This is a genomic window from Vibrio sp. R10-SG-ISO4, from assembly GCF_059834135.1.
Genome location: NZ_JCBDHJ010000008.1, coordinates 203,598 through 222,762 on the forward strand (window position 1 = coordinate 203,598; position 19,165 = coordinate 222,762).

The 19,165-nt window shown below is 50.5% G+C and carries 18 protein-coding genes; 14 read left to right on the forward strand and 4 right to left on the reverse strand.

The genetic code is table 11. From position 1 onward, the window contains the following. The first annotated feature begins 99 nt into the window (after positions 1–99). The 3 genes from AC6R03_RS04755 (at position 100) to AC6R03_RS04765 (ending at position 2,875) form a co-directional block, all read left to right on the forward strand. A complete protein-coding gene (locus AC6R03_RS04755) occupies positions 100–1,065 on the forward strand; it encodes an ABC transporter substrate-binding protein (RefSeq protein WP_334552561.1) in 966 nt (321 codons plus the stop codon). 77 nt (positions 1,066–1,142) lie between these two features. Further along, positions 1,143–2,084 (forward strand): ABC transporter permease, encoded by a 942-nt coding sequence (locus tag AC6R03_RS04760; protein ID WP_334552560.1) that lies wholly within the window; start codon positions 1,143–1,145, stop codon positions 2,082–2,084. Continuing rightward, entirely contained in the window at positions 2,081–2,875 is a 795-nt protein-coding gene (locus tag AC6R03_RS04765) for an ABC transporter ATP-binding protein (protein ID WP_334552559.1), read from the forward strand. The genes AC6R03_RS04760 and AC6R03_RS04765 overlap by 4 nt, the downstream gene beginning before the upstream one ends. A 26-nt stretch (positions 2,876–2,901) precedes the next feature. Here the strand turns inward: AC6R03_RS04765 and dusC are convergent, their stop codons facing one another. Beyond that, positions 2,902–3,861, reverse strand: a complete 960-nt coding sequence (gene dusC / locus AC6R03_RS04770) for a tRNA dihydrouridine(16) synthase DusC (RefSeq protein ID WP_500630320.1) — start codon at positions 3,859–3,861, stop codon at positions 2,902–2,904. Between the two features lie 104 nt (positions 3,862–3,965). Between dusC and AC6R03_RS04775 the strand changes: the two genes are divergently transcribed. The 4 genes from AC6R03_RS04775 (at position 3,966) to serS (ending at position 7,998) form a co-directional block, all read left to right on the forward strand. After that, on the forward strand, positions 3,966–4,571 hold the full coding sequence (locus AC6R03_RS04775) for an SEC-C metal-binding domain-containing protein (protein WP_500630319.1): 606 nt from the start codon (positions 3,966–3,968) through the stop codon (positions 4,569–4,571). A gap of 58 nt (positions 4,572–4,629) precedes the next feature. Beyond that, complete coding sequence (gene lolA, locus AC6R03_RS04780) at positions 4,630–5,226, forward strand: outer membrane lipoprotein periplasmic chaperone LolA (protein WP_500630318.1); 597 nt, start codon at positions 4,630–4,632, stop codon at positions 5,224–5,226. Positions 5,227–5,228: 2 nt separating this feature from the next. Beyond that, complete coding sequence (locus AC6R03_RS04785; protein WP_500630364.1) at positions 5,229–6,575, forward strand: replication-associated recombination protein A; 1,347 nt, start codon at positions 5,229–5,231, stop codon at positions 6,573–6,575. Between the two features lie 115 nt (positions 6,576–6,690). Next, a complete protein-coding gene (serS, locus tag AC6R03_RS04790) occupies positions 6,691–7,998 on the forward strand; it encodes a serine--tRNA ligase (protein WP_500630317.1) in 1,308 nt (435 codons plus the stop codon). Between the two features lie 90 nt (positions 7,999–8,088). On the opposite strand, the gene ansA is transcribed toward serS, so the two are convergent. Together ansA and sppA are read right to left on the reverse strand one after the other, a co-directional pair. After that, on the reverse strand, positions 8,089–9,105 hold the full coding sequence (gene ansA, locus AC6R03_RS04795) for an asparaginase (RefSeq protein WP_334552553.1): 1,017 nt from the start codon (positions 9,103–9,105) through the stop codon (positions 8,089–8,091). 115 nt (positions 9,106–9,220) lie between these two features. Continuing rightward, a complete protein-coding gene (gene sppA, locus AC6R03_RS04800) occupies positions 9,221–11,071 on the reverse strand; it encodes a signal peptide peptidase SppA (RefSeq protein WP_500626094.1) in 1,851 nt (616 codons plus the stop codon). 199 nt (positions 11,072–11,270) lie between these two features. Here sppA and AC6R03_RS04805 point away from each other — a divergent pair, with 199 nt between their 5' ends. Next, positions 11,271–13,274: an FAD-dependent oxidoreductase gene (locus AC6R03_RS04805; RefSeq protein ID WP_500630363.1), complete on the forward strand. Its 2,004-nt coding sequence runs from the start codon at positions 11,271–11,273 to the stop codon at positions 13,272–13,274. A 68-nt stretch (positions 13,275–13,342) separates the two neighbouring features. Here the strand turns inward: AC6R03_RS04805 and purU are convergent, their stop codons facing one another. Further along, a complete protein-coding gene (purU, locus tag AC6R03_RS04810; RefSeq protein WP_487901103.1) occupies positions 13,343–14,176 on the reverse strand; it encodes a formyltetrahydrofolate deformylase in 834 nt (277 codons plus the stop codon). Positions 14,177–14,442: 266 nt separating this feature from the next. Here purU and AC6R03_RS04815 point away from each other — a divergent pair, with 266 nt between their 5' ends. The 6 genes from AC6R03_RS04815 to AC6R03_RS04840 all read left to right on the forward strand — a co-directional run bounded on the left by AC6R03_RS04815 (position 14,443) and on the right by AC6R03_RS04840 (position 19,164). Continuing rightward, positions 14,443–14,643, forward strand: coding sequence for a hypothetical protein (locus AC6R03_RS04815; protein WP_500630316.1), 201 nt, complete (start codon positions 14,443–14,445; stop codon positions 14,641–14,643). A 113-nt stretch (positions 14,644–14,756) separates the two neighbouring features. Further along, positions 14,757–16,673, forward strand: coding sequence for a DNA repair helicase YoaA (yoaA, locus tag AC6R03_RS04820; RefSeq protein WP_500630315.1), 1,917 nt, complete (start codon positions 14,757–14,759; stop codon positions 16,671–16,673). A gap of 23 nt (positions 16,674–16,696) precedes the next feature. Further along, positions 16,697–17,398, forward strand: a complete 702-nt coding sequence (gene tsaB / locus AC6R03_RS04825; RefSeq protein ID WP_500630314.1) for a tRNA (adenosine(37)-N6)-threonylcarbamoyltransferase complex dimerization subunit type 1 TsaB — start codon at positions 16,697–16,699, stop codon at positions 17,396–17,398. 40 nt (positions 17,399–17,438) lie between these two features. Then, complete coding sequence (locus tag AC6R03_RS04830; protein WP_500630313.1) at positions 17,439–17,741, forward strand: chromosome partitioning protein ParA; 303 nt, start codon at positions 17,439–17,441, stop codon at positions 17,739–17,741. Positions 17,742–17,773: 32 nt separating this feature from the next. Beyond that, positions 17,774–18,310, forward strand: coding sequence for a Slp family lipoprotein (locus AC6R03_RS04835; protein WP_500630312.1), 537 nt, complete (start codon positions 17,774–17,776; stop codon positions 18,308–18,310). Continuing rightward, a complete protein-coding gene (locus tag AC6R03_RS04840; protein WP_500630311.1) occupies positions 18,307–19,164 on the forward strand; it encodes an alpha/beta fold hydrolase in 858 nt (285 codons plus the stop codon). The genes AC6R03_RS04835 and AC6R03_RS04840 overlap by 4 nt, the downstream gene beginning before the upstream one ends. The last annotated feature ends 1 nt before the right edge of the window (position 19,165 follow it).

Sequence of the window (19,165 nt, forward strand, 5' to 3'; positions counted from 1 at the left end):
AATACCATGCTCATACATGAAGCATGGGTATAACTATTACAAGCACACCCTCATTAATTACAAACACAACATCGTTATTGCTTATATCAAGGAGTTAAGATGAAAGCAGGTAAAATCTTTGCCACCGCAGTACTGGCCAGTGCGGCGCTTCTTAATGCAACCTCTATTGCAGCGAAAACTGCTACGGTTGCCGTTTCACAGATCGTTGAACACCCAGCGCTTGATGCGACTCGTCAAGGTCTATTAGATGGTTTGGCAGCGAAAGGGTACAAACAGGGCGAAAACCTAGAATTCGATTATAAAACCGCACAAGGTAACCCAGCGATTGCCGTTCAGATCGCTCGTCAGTTTGTTGGTGAAAACCCAGATGTATTGGTAGGCATTGCAACGCCGACGGCGCAAGCCTTGGTGTCGGCAACGCGTAACATTCCAGTGGTATTTACGGCGGTCACGGATCCAGTGGGCGCGAAACTGGTTAAGCAACTGGAACAACCGGGCAAGAATGTCACCGGTCTTTCCGACCTCTCGCCTGTCAAGCAGCATGTTGAGCTTATCCAAGAGATCTTACCTGAAGCCAAGTCTATTGGTGTGGTGTTTAACCCAGGTGAAGCCAATGCGGTGACGTTAGTCGAGCTGTTAAAAGAGGCCGCTGCGGAAAAAGGCCTAACGGTGGTCGAAGCGACGGCGCTGAAAAGTGCGGACGTTCAGTCAGCGACACAAGCCATTGCGGCCAAATCTGACGTAATTTACGCACCGACCGATAACACCGTTGCCAGCGCGATCGAAGGTATGATCGTGGCGGCAAACCAAGCGAAAACACCCGTGTTAGGCGGAGCAACTTCCTATGTAGAAAAAGGTGCGATTGCAAGCTTGGGCTTTGATTACTACCAAGTCGGCGTGCAAACTGCCGATTATGTCGCCGCGATTCTAGAAGGCGCTGAGCCAGGGACATTGGATGTCAAAGTGGCGAAAGGCTCTGACCTCGTGGTTAACAAAACGGCGGCTGATAAACTCGGCGTCACGATTCCTAGCGCCGTGATTGAACGAGCGACAAGCGTGAAGTAATTCACTGACGAGGGAGGCCCGTTCTCCCTCACCTCTCACCTGAAAAACGGAGAGTATTAGCAGAAAAGGGAGTTTTTATGTCTGCTTTCGCTTTTTTTGGTGCACTTGAGATTGGATTGATCTACGGCCTTGTGGCACTTGGCGTGTACCTTACCTTTCGTGTACTTGATTTTCCTGACCTAAGTGTTGATGGTAGCTTTCCTATGGGAGCCGCCGTGGCGGCGACTGCGATAGTTGCGGGCATTAACCCTTGGGTTGCAACCTTTATGGCTATTGTTGCCGGAGCGATGACAGGGTGGGTCACGGCCTTTCTTGCCGTGCGCTGTGGCATCTTGCATCTGTTGGCGTCGATACTCACCATGATCGCCGCATTTTCGATCAATATTCGCATCATGGGTCGCCCTAACATGGCGTTGTTGGGTGAAGATACCATTCTGACACCGTTCGAAACGATGGGCGATCCCATGTTGGTTCGACCGCTGTTAGTGGGCGTGTTGGTGCTGTTATCTGCATGGTTCGTCATTCGACTGCTCAACAGTGATTTCGGTTTAGGGCTGAGAGCGACGGGTGTCAATGCGCGCATGGTCTCAGCACAAGGTGCAAGCACCTCCTTTTACACCTATTTTGGCCTTGCTCTATCCAATGGATTCGTGGGTTTCGCGGGGGCCTTGTTTGCGCAGACCAATAGCTTTGCCGACGTGACCTCCGGGGTCGGAACGATCGTTGTCGGTCTCGCGGCGGTGATTCTTGGTCAAACTTTGATCCCGGGTCGACGAATTTGGGTCGCGGTGGTAGCGGTGATCGTCGGCTCTGTGCTCTACCGTTTGGCTGTCGCCTTTGCGCTCAGCTCTGGCATGTTCGGTTTACAAGCTTCTGATCTTAACTTAGTGACAGCAGTATTGGTTGCGCTAGCACTGATTGCACCGAAGTTGAAAGGCAACATAAAGGCAAAAAAGCCTAGTCCTGCCGAGGCACCACGGGCGTCAAAGCAAAACGATAGCAATGGAGGCGTCGCATGATTCGGCTAAAAGATATTCAAGTCACCTTTAACCCAGGGACCATTTTGGAAAATCGCGCGCTAAGAGGTGTCGATCTTGAGGTACCTCAGCATCAGTTTTTAACCGTGATCGGCTCAAACGGTGCGGGTAAATCGACGCTGCTTGGTGCCGTCACCGGTGAAACACCTATGGTGGGTGGACAAGTAGTGATTGATGAACTGGATGTGACAAGACAAACGGTTTCCCAGCGCGCCAGTCAATGTGCGCGCGTGTTCCAAGATCCGTTGGCAGGCACTTGTGGTGAGCTCACCATTGAAGAGAACATGGCGCTGGCCTATATGCGAGGCAAAAAGCGCGGTTGGAGTCTCTCCTTGTCGAGCAAACGGCGTCGTCTGTTTCAAGAGCGCATCAGCATTTTGGGCTTAGGGTTGGAAGACCGCTTGGGTGATAACATTGGTCTTTTGTCTGGCGGGCAGAGGCAAGCAGTCAGCTTGGTGATGGCCACTTTATCGGACAGCAAGTTACTCTTGCTTGATGAACACACCGCCGCGCTGGACCCACGTATGGCCGCGTTCATTATTGATTTGACCAAAACCATTGTCAGTGAGTTCAACTTGACCGTCATGATGGTAACGCATTCGATGAAAGATGCACTTGCGTGTGGCGATCGCACTGTGATGCTCCACCAAGGTGAAATTGTACTCGATGTTCAAGGTCAGCAACGAGCGGGCATGACAGTGCCTGATTTGCTCGAGATGTTCACCAAAGTACGGGGCGAAGAGTTGGCCGACGACAGTCTACTGCTCAATTAACGGCATGCATCCTAGAGAGTGTTTCTCTAGGATGCATTTTCTAACAGCGTTGCTTGATAACGCTCAATATGATCAACGATAGGCTGAGCTTTGTTGAAGGTTCGAATTTCGCGAAACAGAGCATCAGCTTGCGGGTATTGCTGACGCAAGTAAGAGAACCACTGCTTCACGCGGTTCGGGTAGTAGAGCCCTTTATCGCCTTTCATCTCATACTGCGAATAGACCAGTAGCAGCTTGACGACGTCTTCCCAAGGCATTGGGGCGTGATTGTGTTTGACCACGTTGCCAAGATTGGGCACGTTGAAGGCGCCTCGGCAAACCATGAGTGAATCGACTCCAGTCGTCTCGATACACGCTTGGCCATCTTGATAGTTCCAGATCTCGCCGTTGGCGATCAGTGGGATAGAAAAACGTTGTCGAATCTGGTCAATATACTCCCACTTAATTTCACTCGCTTTGTAGCCGCCCGTTTTGGTGCGCGCATGCACAGTGAGCTCATCGGCGTTGGCCGATTGAATGGCATCAACAATCTCGAAGCAATCTTCCGGGTTCTCCCAACCTAAACGGATTTTGGCGCTGACAGGAACGCGCGGATCCACTGCGTCGCGGCAGGCTTTGACGACATTGTGAATCAATTCAGGATGCTGCAATAAGGCGGCGCCACCTTTACTTTTATTCACAAGCTTGGCCGGGCAGCCAAAGTTAAGGTCAATCCCTCTTGCACCCAACTCTACTGCGCGCAGGGCATTTTCCGCCATCCAATGCGGATCTTGACCAAGCAGTTGGACATGAACAGGCACGCCTGATTTGGTTTGAGAGCCTTGTTGTAATTCTGGACAAAGACGATGAAAAACGTGCTCTGGCAGTAATTGGTCCACGACACGGACAAACTCGGTGACGCACAGATCGTAATCATTAATATCTGTGAGAATTTCTCTCATTAAATGGTCAAGGACGCCCTCCATCGGGCCAAGAACAACGCGCATAACACTCACCTCTTTGCGGGAGGCGTGATTCTAGTGGGTTCGCTTTCGATTGTCACTAGCTAGGGGTATAATGCGACGGTTTCTCCCAATCCAAAAGAAGCTAGATGACCTATCAATTGTTAATCCTTGACCCCGCCACCTGTGAAGAATCGCCTTTGTTTATTGAAGGACTTACCTTGGCCGCTAACCTAGCGACCAAGCCACTTGCCCCGCTGCAGTGGGTGGGTGAGATCTTGTCTGATCAGGTTGATGCGAATCTTATCGAGTCACATATCACCGCGCAGTACAGTGCGATCAAACGTAATGATTACTCACTGCTTGCGTTACTGGCTGAGCCGCGAGATGAGCAGCTGGCCGATGTGGCAGAAGGCTTCATGACCTTGTGGCCGACGATTGAAACCCAGTGGCAAGGCCTGACCTTGAGCGATGGCACGGAGCGCATGTTACAGGCACTATTGACCACCATGATGCTGGCCATTGATCAAGAACAAACCCAACAGCAAATGCGTGAAGCGGGCATCGATACGCCGCCAGCGTTAGAGGATTTGGTTGACCAATTAGATCTGATGCTGATCGAAGTGGCACAAGCGGCCGACGAGCAATTAGTCGGCGCGAAAGCGCAAAGCGTCAATCCTTACAAATCGATCGGTAGAAACGATCCTTGTCCGTGTGAAAGCGGCCGAAAATTCAAACAGTGCTGTGGTCAATAGAACAAAATACCGAGATGTAGGTCGAAAGACTGGGTCTACGTGTAAAAAAGGAACCTAAATGAAAAAATTAGCCGCTCTATTTTTGATGAGTTGTTCTGTCCTTGCTGCGCCGAAAGATGAGCTCAACGCGCGCCTACAAAAAACCGAAGGCTTCAGTGCCAATTTCAGTCAAAAAGTGGTCAGCCCAGAGGGCGACGTCGTTATGCAAGGTGAGGGGACAGTCGATATTTCGCGACCCAGCCTCTTTCGTTGGGAAACGACGCTACCCGATGAGAACTTATTGATCTCTGACGGCGAGAGCTTGTGGTACTACAGCCCGTTTATCGAGCAGGTGAGCATTTATTCGCAAGAGCAGGCGACGGAGCAGACACCTTTCGTGTTGCTTACCCGCAATCGAGCCAGTGATTGGGATAACTATCGTGTCAGTCAAGAGGGCGACCAGTTTACCCTTATTCCAACTGCTGAGGATTCAAACCAAGGCCAGTTTCGCTTAGAAATTAACTCGAAAGGTGCGGTCAAAGGGTTTAGCGTGGTGGAGCAAGATGGGCAAACCAGCAATTTTGTCTTTGATGATATTCGCCTTGGCAAGCCGTCGGCAGATAAGTTTACGTTCAAAATCCCAGAGGGTGTGGAAGTGGACGATCAAAGGAACTAATGGTGAGTAATTACTCGTTAGACTTCTCAGGGGACGAAGATTTTCGTCCTCTTGCCGCTCGGATGCGCCCGCAAACGGTGGAGCAATACATCGGCCAGCAACATATTCTCGGCGAAGGTAAACCGCTGCGCCGTGCATTGGAGGCTGGTCACATTCACTCTATGATTTTATGGGGGCCACCGGGCACCGGAAAAACCACCTTAGCGGAAGTGGCGGCGAATTACGCCAATGCTGAAGTGGAGCGAGTCTCGGCCGTTACCTCTGGGGTGAAAGAGATTCGCGCTGCGATTGAAAAAGCACGTGAAAACAAACTGACAGGTAGACGCACCATCCTATTTGTGGATGAGGTGCACCGTTTTAACAAATCACAACAAGACGCTTTTCTGCCACATATTGAAGATGGCACTGTCACATTTATTGGTGCTACGACAGAAAACCCTTCGTTTGAGCTCAATAACGCGCTGTTATCACGAGCTCGCGTGTACAAACTGACTTCGCTTTCTCAAGCGGAAATCCGCCAAGCGCTGGATCAAGCGATTAACGATACCGAGCGCGGACTCGGCCATATTGACGCGGACTTTGGCGAAGGTGTATTAGAACGGCTTTCTGAGCTAGTGAATGGTGATGCACGAATGTCACTCAATTATCTCGAGCTGTTGTACGACATGGCTCAAGATGATGCGCAGGGGCGCAAAGCCATTACCTTGCCGCTGCTTGCCGAAGTCGCGGGTGAAAAAGTCTCCCGTTTTGATAACAAAGGCGATATTTGGTACGACCTGATTTCTGCGGTGCATAAATCCATCCGAGGGTCTAACCCCGACGCTGCGCTTTATTGGTCGGCGAGAATGATTGCCGCAGGGTGCGATCCTCTTTATATCGCAAGACGCCTGTTGGCGATTGCGTCGGAAGATATTGGTAATGCGGATCCAAGAGCCATGCAAGTGGCGCTATCGGCTTGGGATTGCTTTACCAGAGTCGGGCCTGCCGAAGGTGAGCGAGCTATCGCGCAAGCGGTGGTGTACCTCGCTTGTGCGCCAAAGAGTAACGCGGTTTATAGTGCCTGGAAACAAGCTTTGGCCGATGCACACAACCTGCCTGAGTACGAAGTGCCTGTCCATTTACGCAATGCGCCCACTAGCTTGATGAAAGACTTGGGTTATGGCGCGGAGTATCGCTACGCGCATGATGAGCCAGGTGCCTACGCCGCAGGCGAGCGCTACTTGCCACCAGAAATGAGTGAAACGCGATACTATCAGCCGACCAATCGTGGCTTAGAAACGAAAATTGGCGAAAAGTTAGATTACTTGGCTAGTTTAGACGCAAAAAGCCCACAAAAGCGCTATGAATAAGCGCCTATTTTAGATACATTTATTCGGTTGTGGTTTTGGTCAAGCACCACAGTGGCAGGCCAAAATCAGAAACGCACATTCTTAAAGCACATTATTGATAAGCATAGGGTTAACAATGCTGGATTCTAAATTACTTCGTACAGAGCTGGATGACACAGCTGCAAAACTAGCGCGCCGAGGCTTTAACCTTGACGTTGAGACAATCCGTACACTTGAAGAGCAACGCAAGTCGATTCAAGTCGAAGTTGAAAATTTACAATCCACTCGTAACTCCATCTCCAAGCAGATCGGTCAATTGATGGCGAAAGGTGACAAAGCCGGCGCAGAAGAGATCAAAAAGCAAATCGGTTCTCTTGGTAGCGATCTTGACGCGAAAAAAGCGGAACTGGACGTGATTATGGCGAAGCTCGATGACATTACGTTATCTGTGCCTAACTTGCCAGCAGAGGATGTGCCAGACGGTAAAGACGAAAACGACAACGTGGAAATCTCACGTTGGGGTGAACCTAAAACTTACGACTTCGAAGTGAAAGATCATGTCGATTTAGGTGAGATTGCAGGCGGTCTTGATTTTGCTAGCGCCACCAAGATCACCGGCGCGCGCTTTATTGTCATGAAAGGCCAGTTTGCTCGTCTTCACCGTGCGATCGCACAGTTCATGCTGGACTTGCATACCGAGCAGCACGGCTACACGGAAATGTACGTGCCGTACCTTGTTAACTCTGACAGCTTGTTTGGCACAGGACAACTACCTAAGTTTGGTAAAGACTTGTTCCATACCGAGCCGCTTGAAGAGAAAGCCAGCGACGAAGAGCTACGTCGTCTTTCATTGATTCCTACGGCAGAAGTGCCAGTGACCAACATGGTGCGTGACACCATCTCTGATGAAGCGGATTTGCCTCTAAAGATGACGGCTCACACCCCTTGTTTCCGCTCTGAAGCGGGATCGTACGGTCGTGATACGCGTGGTTTGATTCGTATGCACCAATTTGACAAAGTTGAGCTGGTTCAAATCACCAAACCAGAAGATTCAATGGATGCATTGGAAGAGCTAACGGGTCATGCTGAGAAAGTCCTGCAACTGCTTGAACTTCCTTACCGTAAAGTAGTGCTATGTACCGGTGACATGGGCTTTGGTGCGCGTAAGACTTACGATTTGGAAGTCTGGGTACCGGCGCAGCAGACCTACCGTGAGATTTCATCTTGTTCAAACATGTGGGACTTCCAAGCTCGTCGTATGCAGGCGCGTTTCCGTCGTAAAGGCGAGAAGAAGCCTGAGTTGGTCCACACACTTAATGGCTCTGGCCTCGCAGTGGGTCGTACTATGGTGGCGATTCTTGAGAACAACCAGCAAGCTGATGGCCGTATTGAGATTCCTGGTGTGCTGCAACCTTACATGGGCGGCGCGACGCACATCGGTTAATGACCTATCGGTGTCATCATCGTTGAAATAGCTAGGGGCTGATGTTGAACATCAGCCCCTTTTTTATGATTTGATTTGAGTCACATCGGACTAGAGCGTCATCTCGCCGCGCAGCACCTGTTGCATTTGCACTTTTACCTCGTCGTAAGAGAGGTTTTGGCTGAGCAAATAATGCAGTTTGGCTAGCGCCGCTTCGCGCGTCATATCAAAACCGCTGATCACGCCTGCTTCAGCCAAGGCGCAGCCTGTTGCGTAACCGCCCATGTTGACTTTACCCGCCAAACACTGGGTTAAGTTCACGACGATCACACCACGTTCAGACGCCTCTTGAAGATGAGCCAGAAGCTGTGGGTTTTGCGGCGCGTTGCCAACACCAAAAGTCAGCAGAATCATCGCATTCACAGGTTGTAGCAGGGTGTTGCGAATGACTTCATGCGAGATGCCAGGGTACATGGTAATGACGCCAATCGGCTGAGGGGTAATATCATGCACTTTAAACTCGCCACTCGGCATTTGGCCTACCGTGACATCTTTGCTCACTTGAATATTAATACCTGCTTCCAACAGAGGAGGTAAGTTGGGTGATGTAAAAGCATTAAAGCCGTCGGCATGAGATTTTGTGCTTCGGTTACCGCGCATCAGTTTGTTGTTAAAAAACAGCGTCACTTCGTTGATGGGGTAATTGGCAGCGATGTGCAGGGCATTGAGCAAATTCGCTTGGCCGTCAGAGCGCAGTTCTGCCAGTGGAATTTGTGAGCCTGTCACAATCACGGGTTTACCTAAGTTCTCCAGCATGAAAGAGAGCGCGGAGGCGGTGTACGCCATGGTGTCGGTGCCGTGAAGAATGACAAAGCCGTCGTACTTGTCGTAGTTATCACGGATGTCGTCAGCAATTTGTTGCCAGTCGGCCGGGGTCATGTCGGACGAATCAATCAGCGGGTCGTATTCGTGAATGGTGTATTCAGGCATTTCTGGGCGGTGGAACTCCGGCATACTTGCGAGCTGTTTTTCCATAAATCCAGCCACCGGCACGTAACCGTGATCATGTGACTTTTTCATGCCAATTGTTCCGCCTGTGTAGGCGATGTAGATATGTTTTCTAGCCATGACTCAGAAACCGTATGTAGGGAAGTGTGCGCGATTATATATTAATTACTCGCAGAAAAAAGGGCATGGCAGCGTGAGTGGCGCTGTCATGCCCTAGGTCAGAGGAGTGCTTGTCCTATTGCACTTGGCAGTTCAAGCAAAACGCATAGTGACCTTTAGGATCATTGAAGCTTTGCAATAGGTCGGCATCACTACTCAATTGATGAATCACGGGAGAGAGTGAGGCGGGTAGCAGCGCGCTTACGTCTAAGCCAACGCGCACTTCCACTTGGTTGATAAGCTCTTGCAAGAACTGCTGCGCTGGAGAGAGTGGCTCTTCAACCCAGTAAATGTTGTAGTCCTCGACGTTAGCAAGCTCAGCCGCGAGTGCAATCGCATCGTCAAAATCACCAATTTTGTCGATAAGGCCTAGGTTTAGGGCGTCTTGACCCGTCCAAACGCGACCTTGTGCCAGCGCGTCCATATCTTTGCGCGGAATATCTCGAGCGTCGCTGACCAAGCCGACAAAGCGATGGTAGCCATGCTCGATACCCATCTGAATGGCTTGCGAGGCGCCGTCTGACAAACCGGTGGTCACACCGACATCAGAAAAGGGTGATGTGCCAACGCCATCGGTATAAATGCCGAGTTTGTTGAGCCCTTTTTCAAATGTCGTGATAACACTGAAGATACCAATTGACCCGGTGAGCGTCGTTGGCTGCGCCACAATGCTGTCGGCGCTCATTGATATCCAGTAACCGCCAGAGGCCGCTAGGCTCGACATCGACACCACCACAGGCTTGCCCGCCGCGCGTAGCGCTTCGACTTCATTGCGAATTACTTCTGAGGCGAAGGCGCTGCCTCCGGGGCTGTCAACGCGCAACACGACCGCTTTCACCTTGTCATCGCTGCGCGCTTGACGAAGTAAGGCAGCAGTGGTGTCGCCACCGACGGTACCACGCGGCTGTGAGCCGTCCATGATCGCGCCGCTTGCCACCACGACGGCAATATCATCTTGGGCAAGGTTCAGCGGCATGCGCATGGTCGGTAAGTATTCATAGTAAGTGATGTAGTTGTAGCTATCGTCACCATCACTGCCAAACACGTCGATCAGTTCGCTGCGCACTTGTTGGCGTGTCGCTAGTTGATCCACCAAGCCTAATCCTTTAGAGAGCGCCGCTAAATCACCTTGGTATTGCTCAAGCAGTGTTAGGAAGCTATCCATATCTGGATTGAGTTTTTCTGCACTGATTTGGCGGTTGGTCGCCACATCGTCAACGTACGCGCCCCACAGTTGACCGAGCCAACGTGACGCGGATTCACGCGCTTCATCGGACATATCATCACGCAGAAACGGTTCCACAGCCGATTTATAGCTACCGACACGGAAAACGTGTGTGCTGACATCCAGCTTTTCAAGCAAGGTTTTGTAGTACAGCGAGTACGCGCTGTAGCCTTTGAGCATCACAGCGCCATCCGGGGCAAGATAAATCTTATCCGCGTAGCTGGCGAGGTAGTACTGGCTTTGGTTGTAGATGTCCCCGACCGCATAGATGGGCTTGCCCGATGCTTTAAACTCATTCAAGGCTTTGGCGATGTAACGCAGTTTCGTGAGATTGGTTTCCGGCATGTCACGCAGCGCGAGCACTAGGCCGCTGATGCTGTTGTCGTCTTTGGCGTGGCGAATGGTGTCCACCAGCTCAAACAGGACATTCTCTCTTGGCATCTCTTGGCCAAATAGGGAGCCGGTCAAAGAGTCCATCGCGTTGATGTAGCGAGGCTGCTCAACAATCGGGCCAGAGAGGTTAAGCACGAGTGCGGATTCTTTTGGCACCGATGGCGGCGGGGCATCCGTAGCGGTGTAGAGGAAGTAGATAACAGCGATGCTCGCCAAAAAGATCAGATTGGTTAGGGCGATGCGTAGGAAGGTGAGCAGTTTCCACATTCCCTTGAAAATCATCCCTATGATTTTGAATATTTTTTTCATTCTATCTCCGCTGCGACGTCAACGCAGGTGATGGGGTTACCCTAGATGTCCGGACACCCTCCATCCTACTGAAACTCGTGGAGTGGAACAACTGTAAGATTGATCGGTGTTACAAAAATGTAAACGCCTGTTTGATTTTTTATAAAGAAGCTCATATCGTGGTCAGACCACAATAATAAACAGTATAGTGATGTCTGCCATGTACCCAAACCTACTCAAGCCCTTAGATCTCGGCTTTACTCAGATTCGAAACCGTGTCTTGATGGGCTCTATGCACACCGGCCTTGAAGAACAGAAAGAAGGCCTTGGAAAACTTGCCGCTTTCTACGCTGAACGTGCCAAAGGCGGTGTCGGTTTAATTGTGACGGGTGGCTTTTCGCCCAATTTACGCGGTCGTCTTCATCCATTTTCGGCTGAATTCAGTAAGCCGAAACATGCACAAGCACACAAGGTCGTGACCGAAGCGGTCCACCAACATGGCAGCAAGATTGCGTTGCAACTGTTGCACGCAGGTCGCTATGCAATGCACCCCTTCTCCCAAAGTGCTTCTTCCATCAAAGCGCCCATTGCGCGTTTTGCACCGAGTGAGATGAGTACTCGTCAAATCAAGAAAACCATCGACGCGTTTGCAAACAGTGCGCAGTTAGCTCAGTTGGCAGGATATGATGGCGTGGAAGTAATGGGGTCGGAAGGTTATCTCATTAACCAGTTCATCTGTAAACGAACCAATATGCGCTACGACGATTGGGGCGGTAGTTACGAAAATCGTATGCGTTTTCCCCTAGAGATCGTCAAAGCCATTCGAAAAGCAGTTGGCGAAGAATTCATTATCATTTTCCGTCTATCGATGCTGGATCTGGTGGAAGAGGGCAGCACATTTGATGAAGTGGTGATGCTCGCCAAAGCGCTAGAAGCGGCTGGGGTCACCATCATCAATACCGGCATCGGCTGGCACGAAGCGCGGATTCCAACCATTGCGACGCAAGTCCCGCGAGGCGCGTTTACGTGGGTGACCGAGAAAGTGAAGCCGCATGTCAATGTGCCGATTGTGACGTGTAACCGAATCAATATGCCCGATGAAGCGGAGCGAATCTTAGAGAGTGGCCATGCGGATATGGTCTCGATGGCGCGTCCATTCTTAGCAGACCCATATTTCGTCGCCAAAGCCGAGCAGGACAAGGCGAAGCTCATCAACACCTGCATCGGTTGTAACCAAGCCTGTCTGGACAATGTCTTCAAAGGTAAACGTGCAAGCTGCTTAGTCAACCCGCTCGCCTGTCGAGAGGAAGAGTGGATTGTCTCTCCGGTGCAGAAGGCGAAAAACATTGCCGTGGTGGGCGCAGGTCCTGCTGGCCTGGCGTGTGCCACGACTTTGGCCGAGCGAGGCCATCAAGTGGATTTGTTTGAACGCAGTGACCGTATCGGTGGTCAGTTCCGTCTTGCCATGCAGATCCCGGGCAAGGAAGAGTTTCGTGAAACCATCCGCTATTTTGCTAACCGCATTGATGAAACGGGCGTCAAACTCCATTTAGAGGCGGAAGCGAATTTCGATCTATTGGCGGAGTACGATGAAGTGGTCATGGCCAGTGGTGTTGAACCTCGTAAAGTGACTATTGAGGGGATTGATAACCAAGAGAAAGTGGTGGATTACCAAACTCTAATTCGCGAAAAAACCTACGTTGGCGACAAGGTGGCGATTGTGGGAGCCGGCGGCATTGGTGTCGACGTTGCCACCATGCTCACCGAGCCTCAAGGACACAATCTTGACGATTGGCTGCATGAGTGGGGTATCGACAAAGCGATTTCACATCCGGGCGGCTTGTTCCCTTACCCAGATTCGCTCAGTGATAAAACCGTGTGGGTGTTGCAACGTCGTAAAGGGCGTGTCGGCAAAGGTCCGGGAAAAACCACAGGTTGGATTCATAAGCGGACACTGGAAAAACGTGGGGTTCACCTGCTCGGTGGGGTGAGTTACGAGAAGATTGACGACCAAGGACTGCACATTGCGATTGATGAACAAAAGCAGTTACTCGAGGCCGACAAAGTGATCATCTGCGCGGGCCAAGAATCCGTTCGTCCGTTTGAGAATGAGTGGGAGAAGTTTGGCGACAAACTGCATGTGATTGGCGGCGCGGATTATGCCGGTGAGTTGGATGCGGTGCGTGCAATTAAACAAGGTGTCGAGCTGGCGATTAAGCTCTAATGTGTTCAATAGAAAACGCCAGATGGAGTCGCTCCATCTGGCGTTTTTTTATTCCCACTGAGAAAGCGTTACAAAATGACCGTCTTGTTTCCGTAGACAAATACATGGTCATTAAGGACTTTGGTTAGCGCTTTGCTGAGAACGTTTTTCTCCACATCGCGACCTGCTTGCGCCATATCTTGGGCGTTGAAGTTATGATCGACTGGAATTACGTCCTGCTTAATGATCGGGCCTTCATCGAGGTCGTTGGTGACAAAATGCGCCGTTGCGCCGATGATTTTGACACCGCGCTCATACGCTTGCTGATATGGTTTCGCGCCAATAAACGCAGGCAAGAAGCTGTGGTGAATGTTGATGATCTTATGGTTGTACTTTTCGACAAAAGAGGGAGTAAGAACGCGCATGTATTTCGCGAGCACTAAGTAGTGCGGTTCATACTGCTCAATCACTTCCAGCATTTTCTGCTCATGCTCCTCACGGTTTAACCCTTCGTGAGAGACGCAGTGATAAGGAATGTCAAACTTTTCTGTCAGGCTTTGCAGGTTGTCGTAGTTACCGACCACGGCCGCAATCTCAACATCTAGGCTACCATCGTAATTTTTCATAAGAATATCACCCAAGCAGTGCGCTTCTTTGGTGACCAAAATGACAATGCGTTTGCGCTCAGAGCCAATCAATTTACGTTTCGTACCGGCAGGTAGCGCTTGGTCTAGATCGGCCAACAAGGTTTGATCATTAAAGTAACCTTCCAATTCGGTACGCATGAAGAAGTGGCCGCTGGTATTGTCGACAAATTCGTTGTTGTGAATGATGTTGAGTTGATGCTTATAACAGATGTTAGTGATTTTAGAAATCAGGCCCGCAGCGTCTGTACAGTGCGTCAGTAGTGTTTTCTTTTCCATTAAGTCGATACTTCCGAGAATTATTTTTTTTTAAAAGTAAAATTTTTGCGCCGCTTCGAACGGTGAAGCCACACGCAATATTGAAGCTACAATTAAACTAATATCAGATTGGTTTCAACAATTAATCTGAGTTAATTGATTATCTGCTTCTCTGTATCGTCAACGAAGGTCGCAGGCCAGTGAAATGAGGGCGCACTGTTCGGGCAATACGAATAAGCTCAAGGTTGACTCATTCTACTCTCAAAGAGTTGTTTAAGGTGGTATGTATGGATAAAGAACTCCTCGCCCGCAAACTGTATTCTGAGCGTGTTCATGCGCTGCTCGGTGATCATGAAATTGATGAACAAATTTTAGGAGAAATGTGGGAATGCAAAGCGTCGCCAAGTGAAGCGGCCAGAGCCATGCTTGATCAGCACACTGGATTTTCCGGTCCTGCGTGGTTAGCGCGTTACCTCAACAAACGCTAATCCACTCGTCACCTCTCTACTTGCTTATCTACCAACTTAGGGCGCGAAACACATTCGCGCCCTTTTTAAAAAACTGACATAATCCCCAGTAACCCCTCTTATCGTATTGTCGAATGATTGCAAAAACCTTCACTCAAGATGGCGCCTTGGGCAAGGCCATCCCAGGCTTTCAGCCTCGCCAAGCACAGTTAGATATGGCAGAGGCGGTGCATCAAGCGATTCAAGATGGTTCGCAGCTCGTGGTTGAAGCGGGAACGGGAACCGGAAAAACGTTCGCCTACTTGGTGCCCGCGCTGCAAAGCGGCAAGAAAACCGTAATCAGTACTGGTTCAAAGAACTTACAAGAGCAGCTTTACCACCGCGATCTACCACTGATGGTCGAAGCGCTCGGGTTTTACGGACAAGTGGCCTTGCTGAAAGGTCGTGCTAACTATCTCTGTCTAGATCGTCTAAGTCGACAAATGCTCGAGAGTCACCATCAAAGTTCGGATCCGACCTTACTCAGTCAGTTGGTCAAAGTGCGCAGCTGGTCTTCAGAGACAAAAACCGGAGATTTGGGCGATTGTGATGCGATTGCGGAAGACAGCCCTGTGATTCCGACCATTACGTCCACCAACGATAACTGCTTGGGAAAAGAGTGCCCTAGCTACCAAGACTGTTTTGTACTCAAAGCGCGTAAAAAAGCGATGGAAGCGGATGTGGTTGTCGTCAATCATCACCTCTTTTTGGCCGATTTAGCCATTAAAGAGACGGGGTTTGGTGAACTGATCCCAGAATCGGACGTGTTTATATTCGACGAGGCACACCAACTGCCGGATATTGCTAGCCAGTATTTTGGTCAGTCGTTATCCAGTCGCCAAATACAGGAGCTGTGCAAAGATATTGAGATCGCCTATCGCACCGAAGCAAAAGACATGCGTCAACTGCAAAAGGTCGCGGAAAAACTGGGTCAATGTGCGATGGATCTGCGCATTACTCTGGGTGAACCTGGGTTTCGTGGCAATTGGCGTGAAGCGATCAAATCACCGTCGATCGCTCGAGAGTTGAACCGTCTTGAAGAGAGCCTTGATTTTACCGTTGAAGTGTTGAAATTAGCCCTTGGCCGCAGCCAGTTGCTTGATAGCGCTTTTGAGCGAGCGAGTACCATCAAAGCGCGCTTGGAGCGCGTGTGTGATGTCTCTATCACGGGCTACTCCTACTGGTATGACACGACGCCTCGTCATTTCAGTTTGCACATTACGCCCTTGAGTGTGGCGGATAAGTTCCATGAACAAATGACGCTCAAACCCGGTGCGTGGGTATTTACCTCTGCAACGTTAGCGGTTAATCAAGATTTTGCGCACTTCACGTCTCGTTTGGGTATACAGCCCACTCAGCAGATGTCGCTACCTAGCCCATTTGATTACCAACAGCAGGCGAGACTTTGCGTGCCCCGTTATCTTCCCGAGCCAAATTCGGCGGGTTTACCAGACAAACTGGTTGCTTTACTCGCGTCTGTCATTGAACAAAACCAAGGTCGCTGCTTTTTCTTGTGTACCTCCCATTCGATGATGCGAGAGTTGACTGAGCGATTTCGCGCGGTACTCAATGTCCCGGTTCTTATGCAAGGTGAGACAAGTAAACAAAAGACCTTGGCGGAGTTTATGGAGTTGGGTAATGCACTGCTGGTGGCGACAGGGGCCTTTTGGGAAGGGATAGATGTTAGAGGCGACGCGCTGAGCTGTGTTATTATCGACAAACTGCCGTTTACCGCGCCCGATGACCCACTGCTTAAAGCACGTATTGAGGATTGTCAGTTAAAAGGGGGAGACCCGTTTGCACAGGTACAAATTCCTGATGCGGTGATTACGTTAAAGCAGGGCGTAGGGCGATTGATTCGTGATAAAACGGACAGGGGAGCGCTAATCATTTGTGATAATCGATTAGTAACACGTGATTACGGTGGTGTGTTCTTAGCCAGTTTACCTCCAATTCCTCGTACACGGGATATTGAAGCGATAAAGCAGTTCCTCCAGCCCAATAAAGATTAATGAAATTAGATTTAGAGAACATCATGAGCGCAAAAATTCTTGCCCTAGATACCGCTACAGAGAACTGCTCTGTGGCCCTATTAGCCTTCGACAAAGTGTTTGTTCGCAGTGAAGTCGCCCCGCGTGATCACACCAAGAAGATTCTTCCTATGGTCGATGAAGTGCTAAAAGAAGCCGGGCTTACGCTACAAGATTTAGACGCGTTAGCCTTTGGTCAAGGCCCGGGTAGTTTTACTGGCGTACGTATTGGCATTGGTATTGCACAAGGTTTAGCGTTTGGTGCGGATCTGCCCATGATTGGTGTGTCGACACTCGCCGCGATGGCTCAAGGTAGCTACCGTCTCCACCAAGCGGAGCAAGTTGCGTGCGCCATTGATGCTCGCATGAGTGAAGTGTATTGGGGACGTTTTCAGCGTCAAGAAGATGGCAGCTGGGCCAATGTGGATGAAGAGTGCGTGATTGCTCCCGATGAGCTCGTTCAACGCACGCCTTCTGATGCGCAGTGCTGGCACACGGCAGGAACGGGGTGGCAAACCTATCAAGCGCCGCTGGCGGAACTTCCATTAACGCTGAAAGCGGGTGATGTGCTGTTCCCGGATGCGCAGGATATGGTGATCTTGGCCGAGCAAGCTTGGCGAGAGGGACTCAGTGTCAGTGCAGAAGAAGCCAGCCCTGTTTATCTTCGCGATACGGTTGCGTGGAAAAAGCTTCCTGGGCGTGAATAATACTCTGCCCAGTGAGCGCACAGCGAAATGAGTGAATAGTATGGTGTCTATAAACGGTTTACCCCCCTCGGTCCCCGGACCGAATCGTGCGAATAAAGCCAATAAAAAACAGGGGGTAAACAAGCAAAGTAAGGGTAACGAGGTTTCGCAGCCGACCAAGGTGGCAAACGCCGTTGCGAATTCTATTCGCCCCATCACAGAATCTGACGTCGAACGGGCGAAGGTTCAATATGATCTTCCAGAAGGCAAGAGCCGTAAAGCGATGGAAGAGTATATGAATGTGATGCATCAGGTGAAGCGAGATGAACTCTCGCAGATGCTTGGTGTCGATCTCTATATCTAGCACACTTTCCTTTTTCCGATAAAGAGTCTCCGATGAAATCAGCACTACTCCTTTTTGCGACTACGTTTCTCATGACGGCATGCAGCACACTGCCCACACAGCTAGTGAATGACGACCCTGCGCTCGTGACAGATTACGCGCAGTGGGATGCCTCACAATCTCACCCTGTGCGCCTTGGCGGCGTGATTGCCGACGTGAAGAATCTGGATTCACAAACGCGGATAGAAATAGTCAATCTGCCTATCTCAAGTAGTGGTAAGCCTGACATCACGCAAGAGCCCAACGGTCGCTACGTCGCCTATGTGCCCGGTTTTGTGGATCCTGTCAGCTTAGCTGAAGGACGCTTGATCACGACGCTGGGGCAATCTGCGGGTGTCGAAGAGGGTAAAGTCGGTGATTACTTACATCAGTTTCCTGTGATGAAACAAGCGACCCTTCACTTGTGGCGTATTGAAGAGCGTGTGATTGTGGATGACTTTGGCAGCTATATGTTCCCTTGCCGAGGCTACTACTGTCGTGATGTGGGGTACCGACCAAGAGAAGGGCGCGTGATTCAGGAAGTCAAATGACGTTTGAACATTGCCACTACCAGATTGACGGCGGCAAGGTCGCCACCCTTGAGCTAGGAGATAAACAAACGGCCGGTGTCTCGGTCGTTTTTTTGCACGGTTGGTTAGACAACGCCGCCAGTTTCACTACTGTAATGACAGCACTAGCGCATCAGTTACCTCACGCCCACTTGTGCGCCGTAGACTTGCCTGGACATGGGCACTCATTTCATAAAGCCTCTCCTCATTTCTATTCGTTTCATGACTATATCGACGATGTTTACCAAGTTTTGGCTAAGTTATCGCCAAACAGAACCGTATTGGTTGGACATTCGCTTGGTGCTTTGATCGCAAGTTGCTATAGTGCCGCGTTTCCAGAACAGGTGGCTGGATTAGTCCAGATTGAAGGCGATGGGCCGCTTGCGGAGACGCCGGAGTGTGCGGTCACAAGATTGCGCCAAGGGGTGATGAGCCGCCAACGTATTCGTCGTAAGCCTGTGCGTTTGATGAGCTCAGCGGACGATGCGGTAGCCCGGCGTGCCTCGGTCAACTCGCTGACGGAGGCACAAATTACGCCGCTTGTGCTGCGCGGAATTAAGCAAACCGAACAGGGCTGGGCTTGGCGCCATGACACCGCTTTGCAAAGTGACTCCCTCTACCGGATGTCTCATCAGCATGCTCAAGCGATCCGCGATGCGATAGTCTGCCCTCAGATCATTGTGCTGGGAGAGCAAGGCTTTTCTCATTTGAAGCCCATGACGTCAGAGGCAAATCCGGTGCGCGAGTTTGTCACCCTCTCGGGCGGACATCACTGCCATTTAGAGCATCCTTCTAGAGTATCTGACCTAATTTTTGGCTTAGTTAACAAAATTTAAA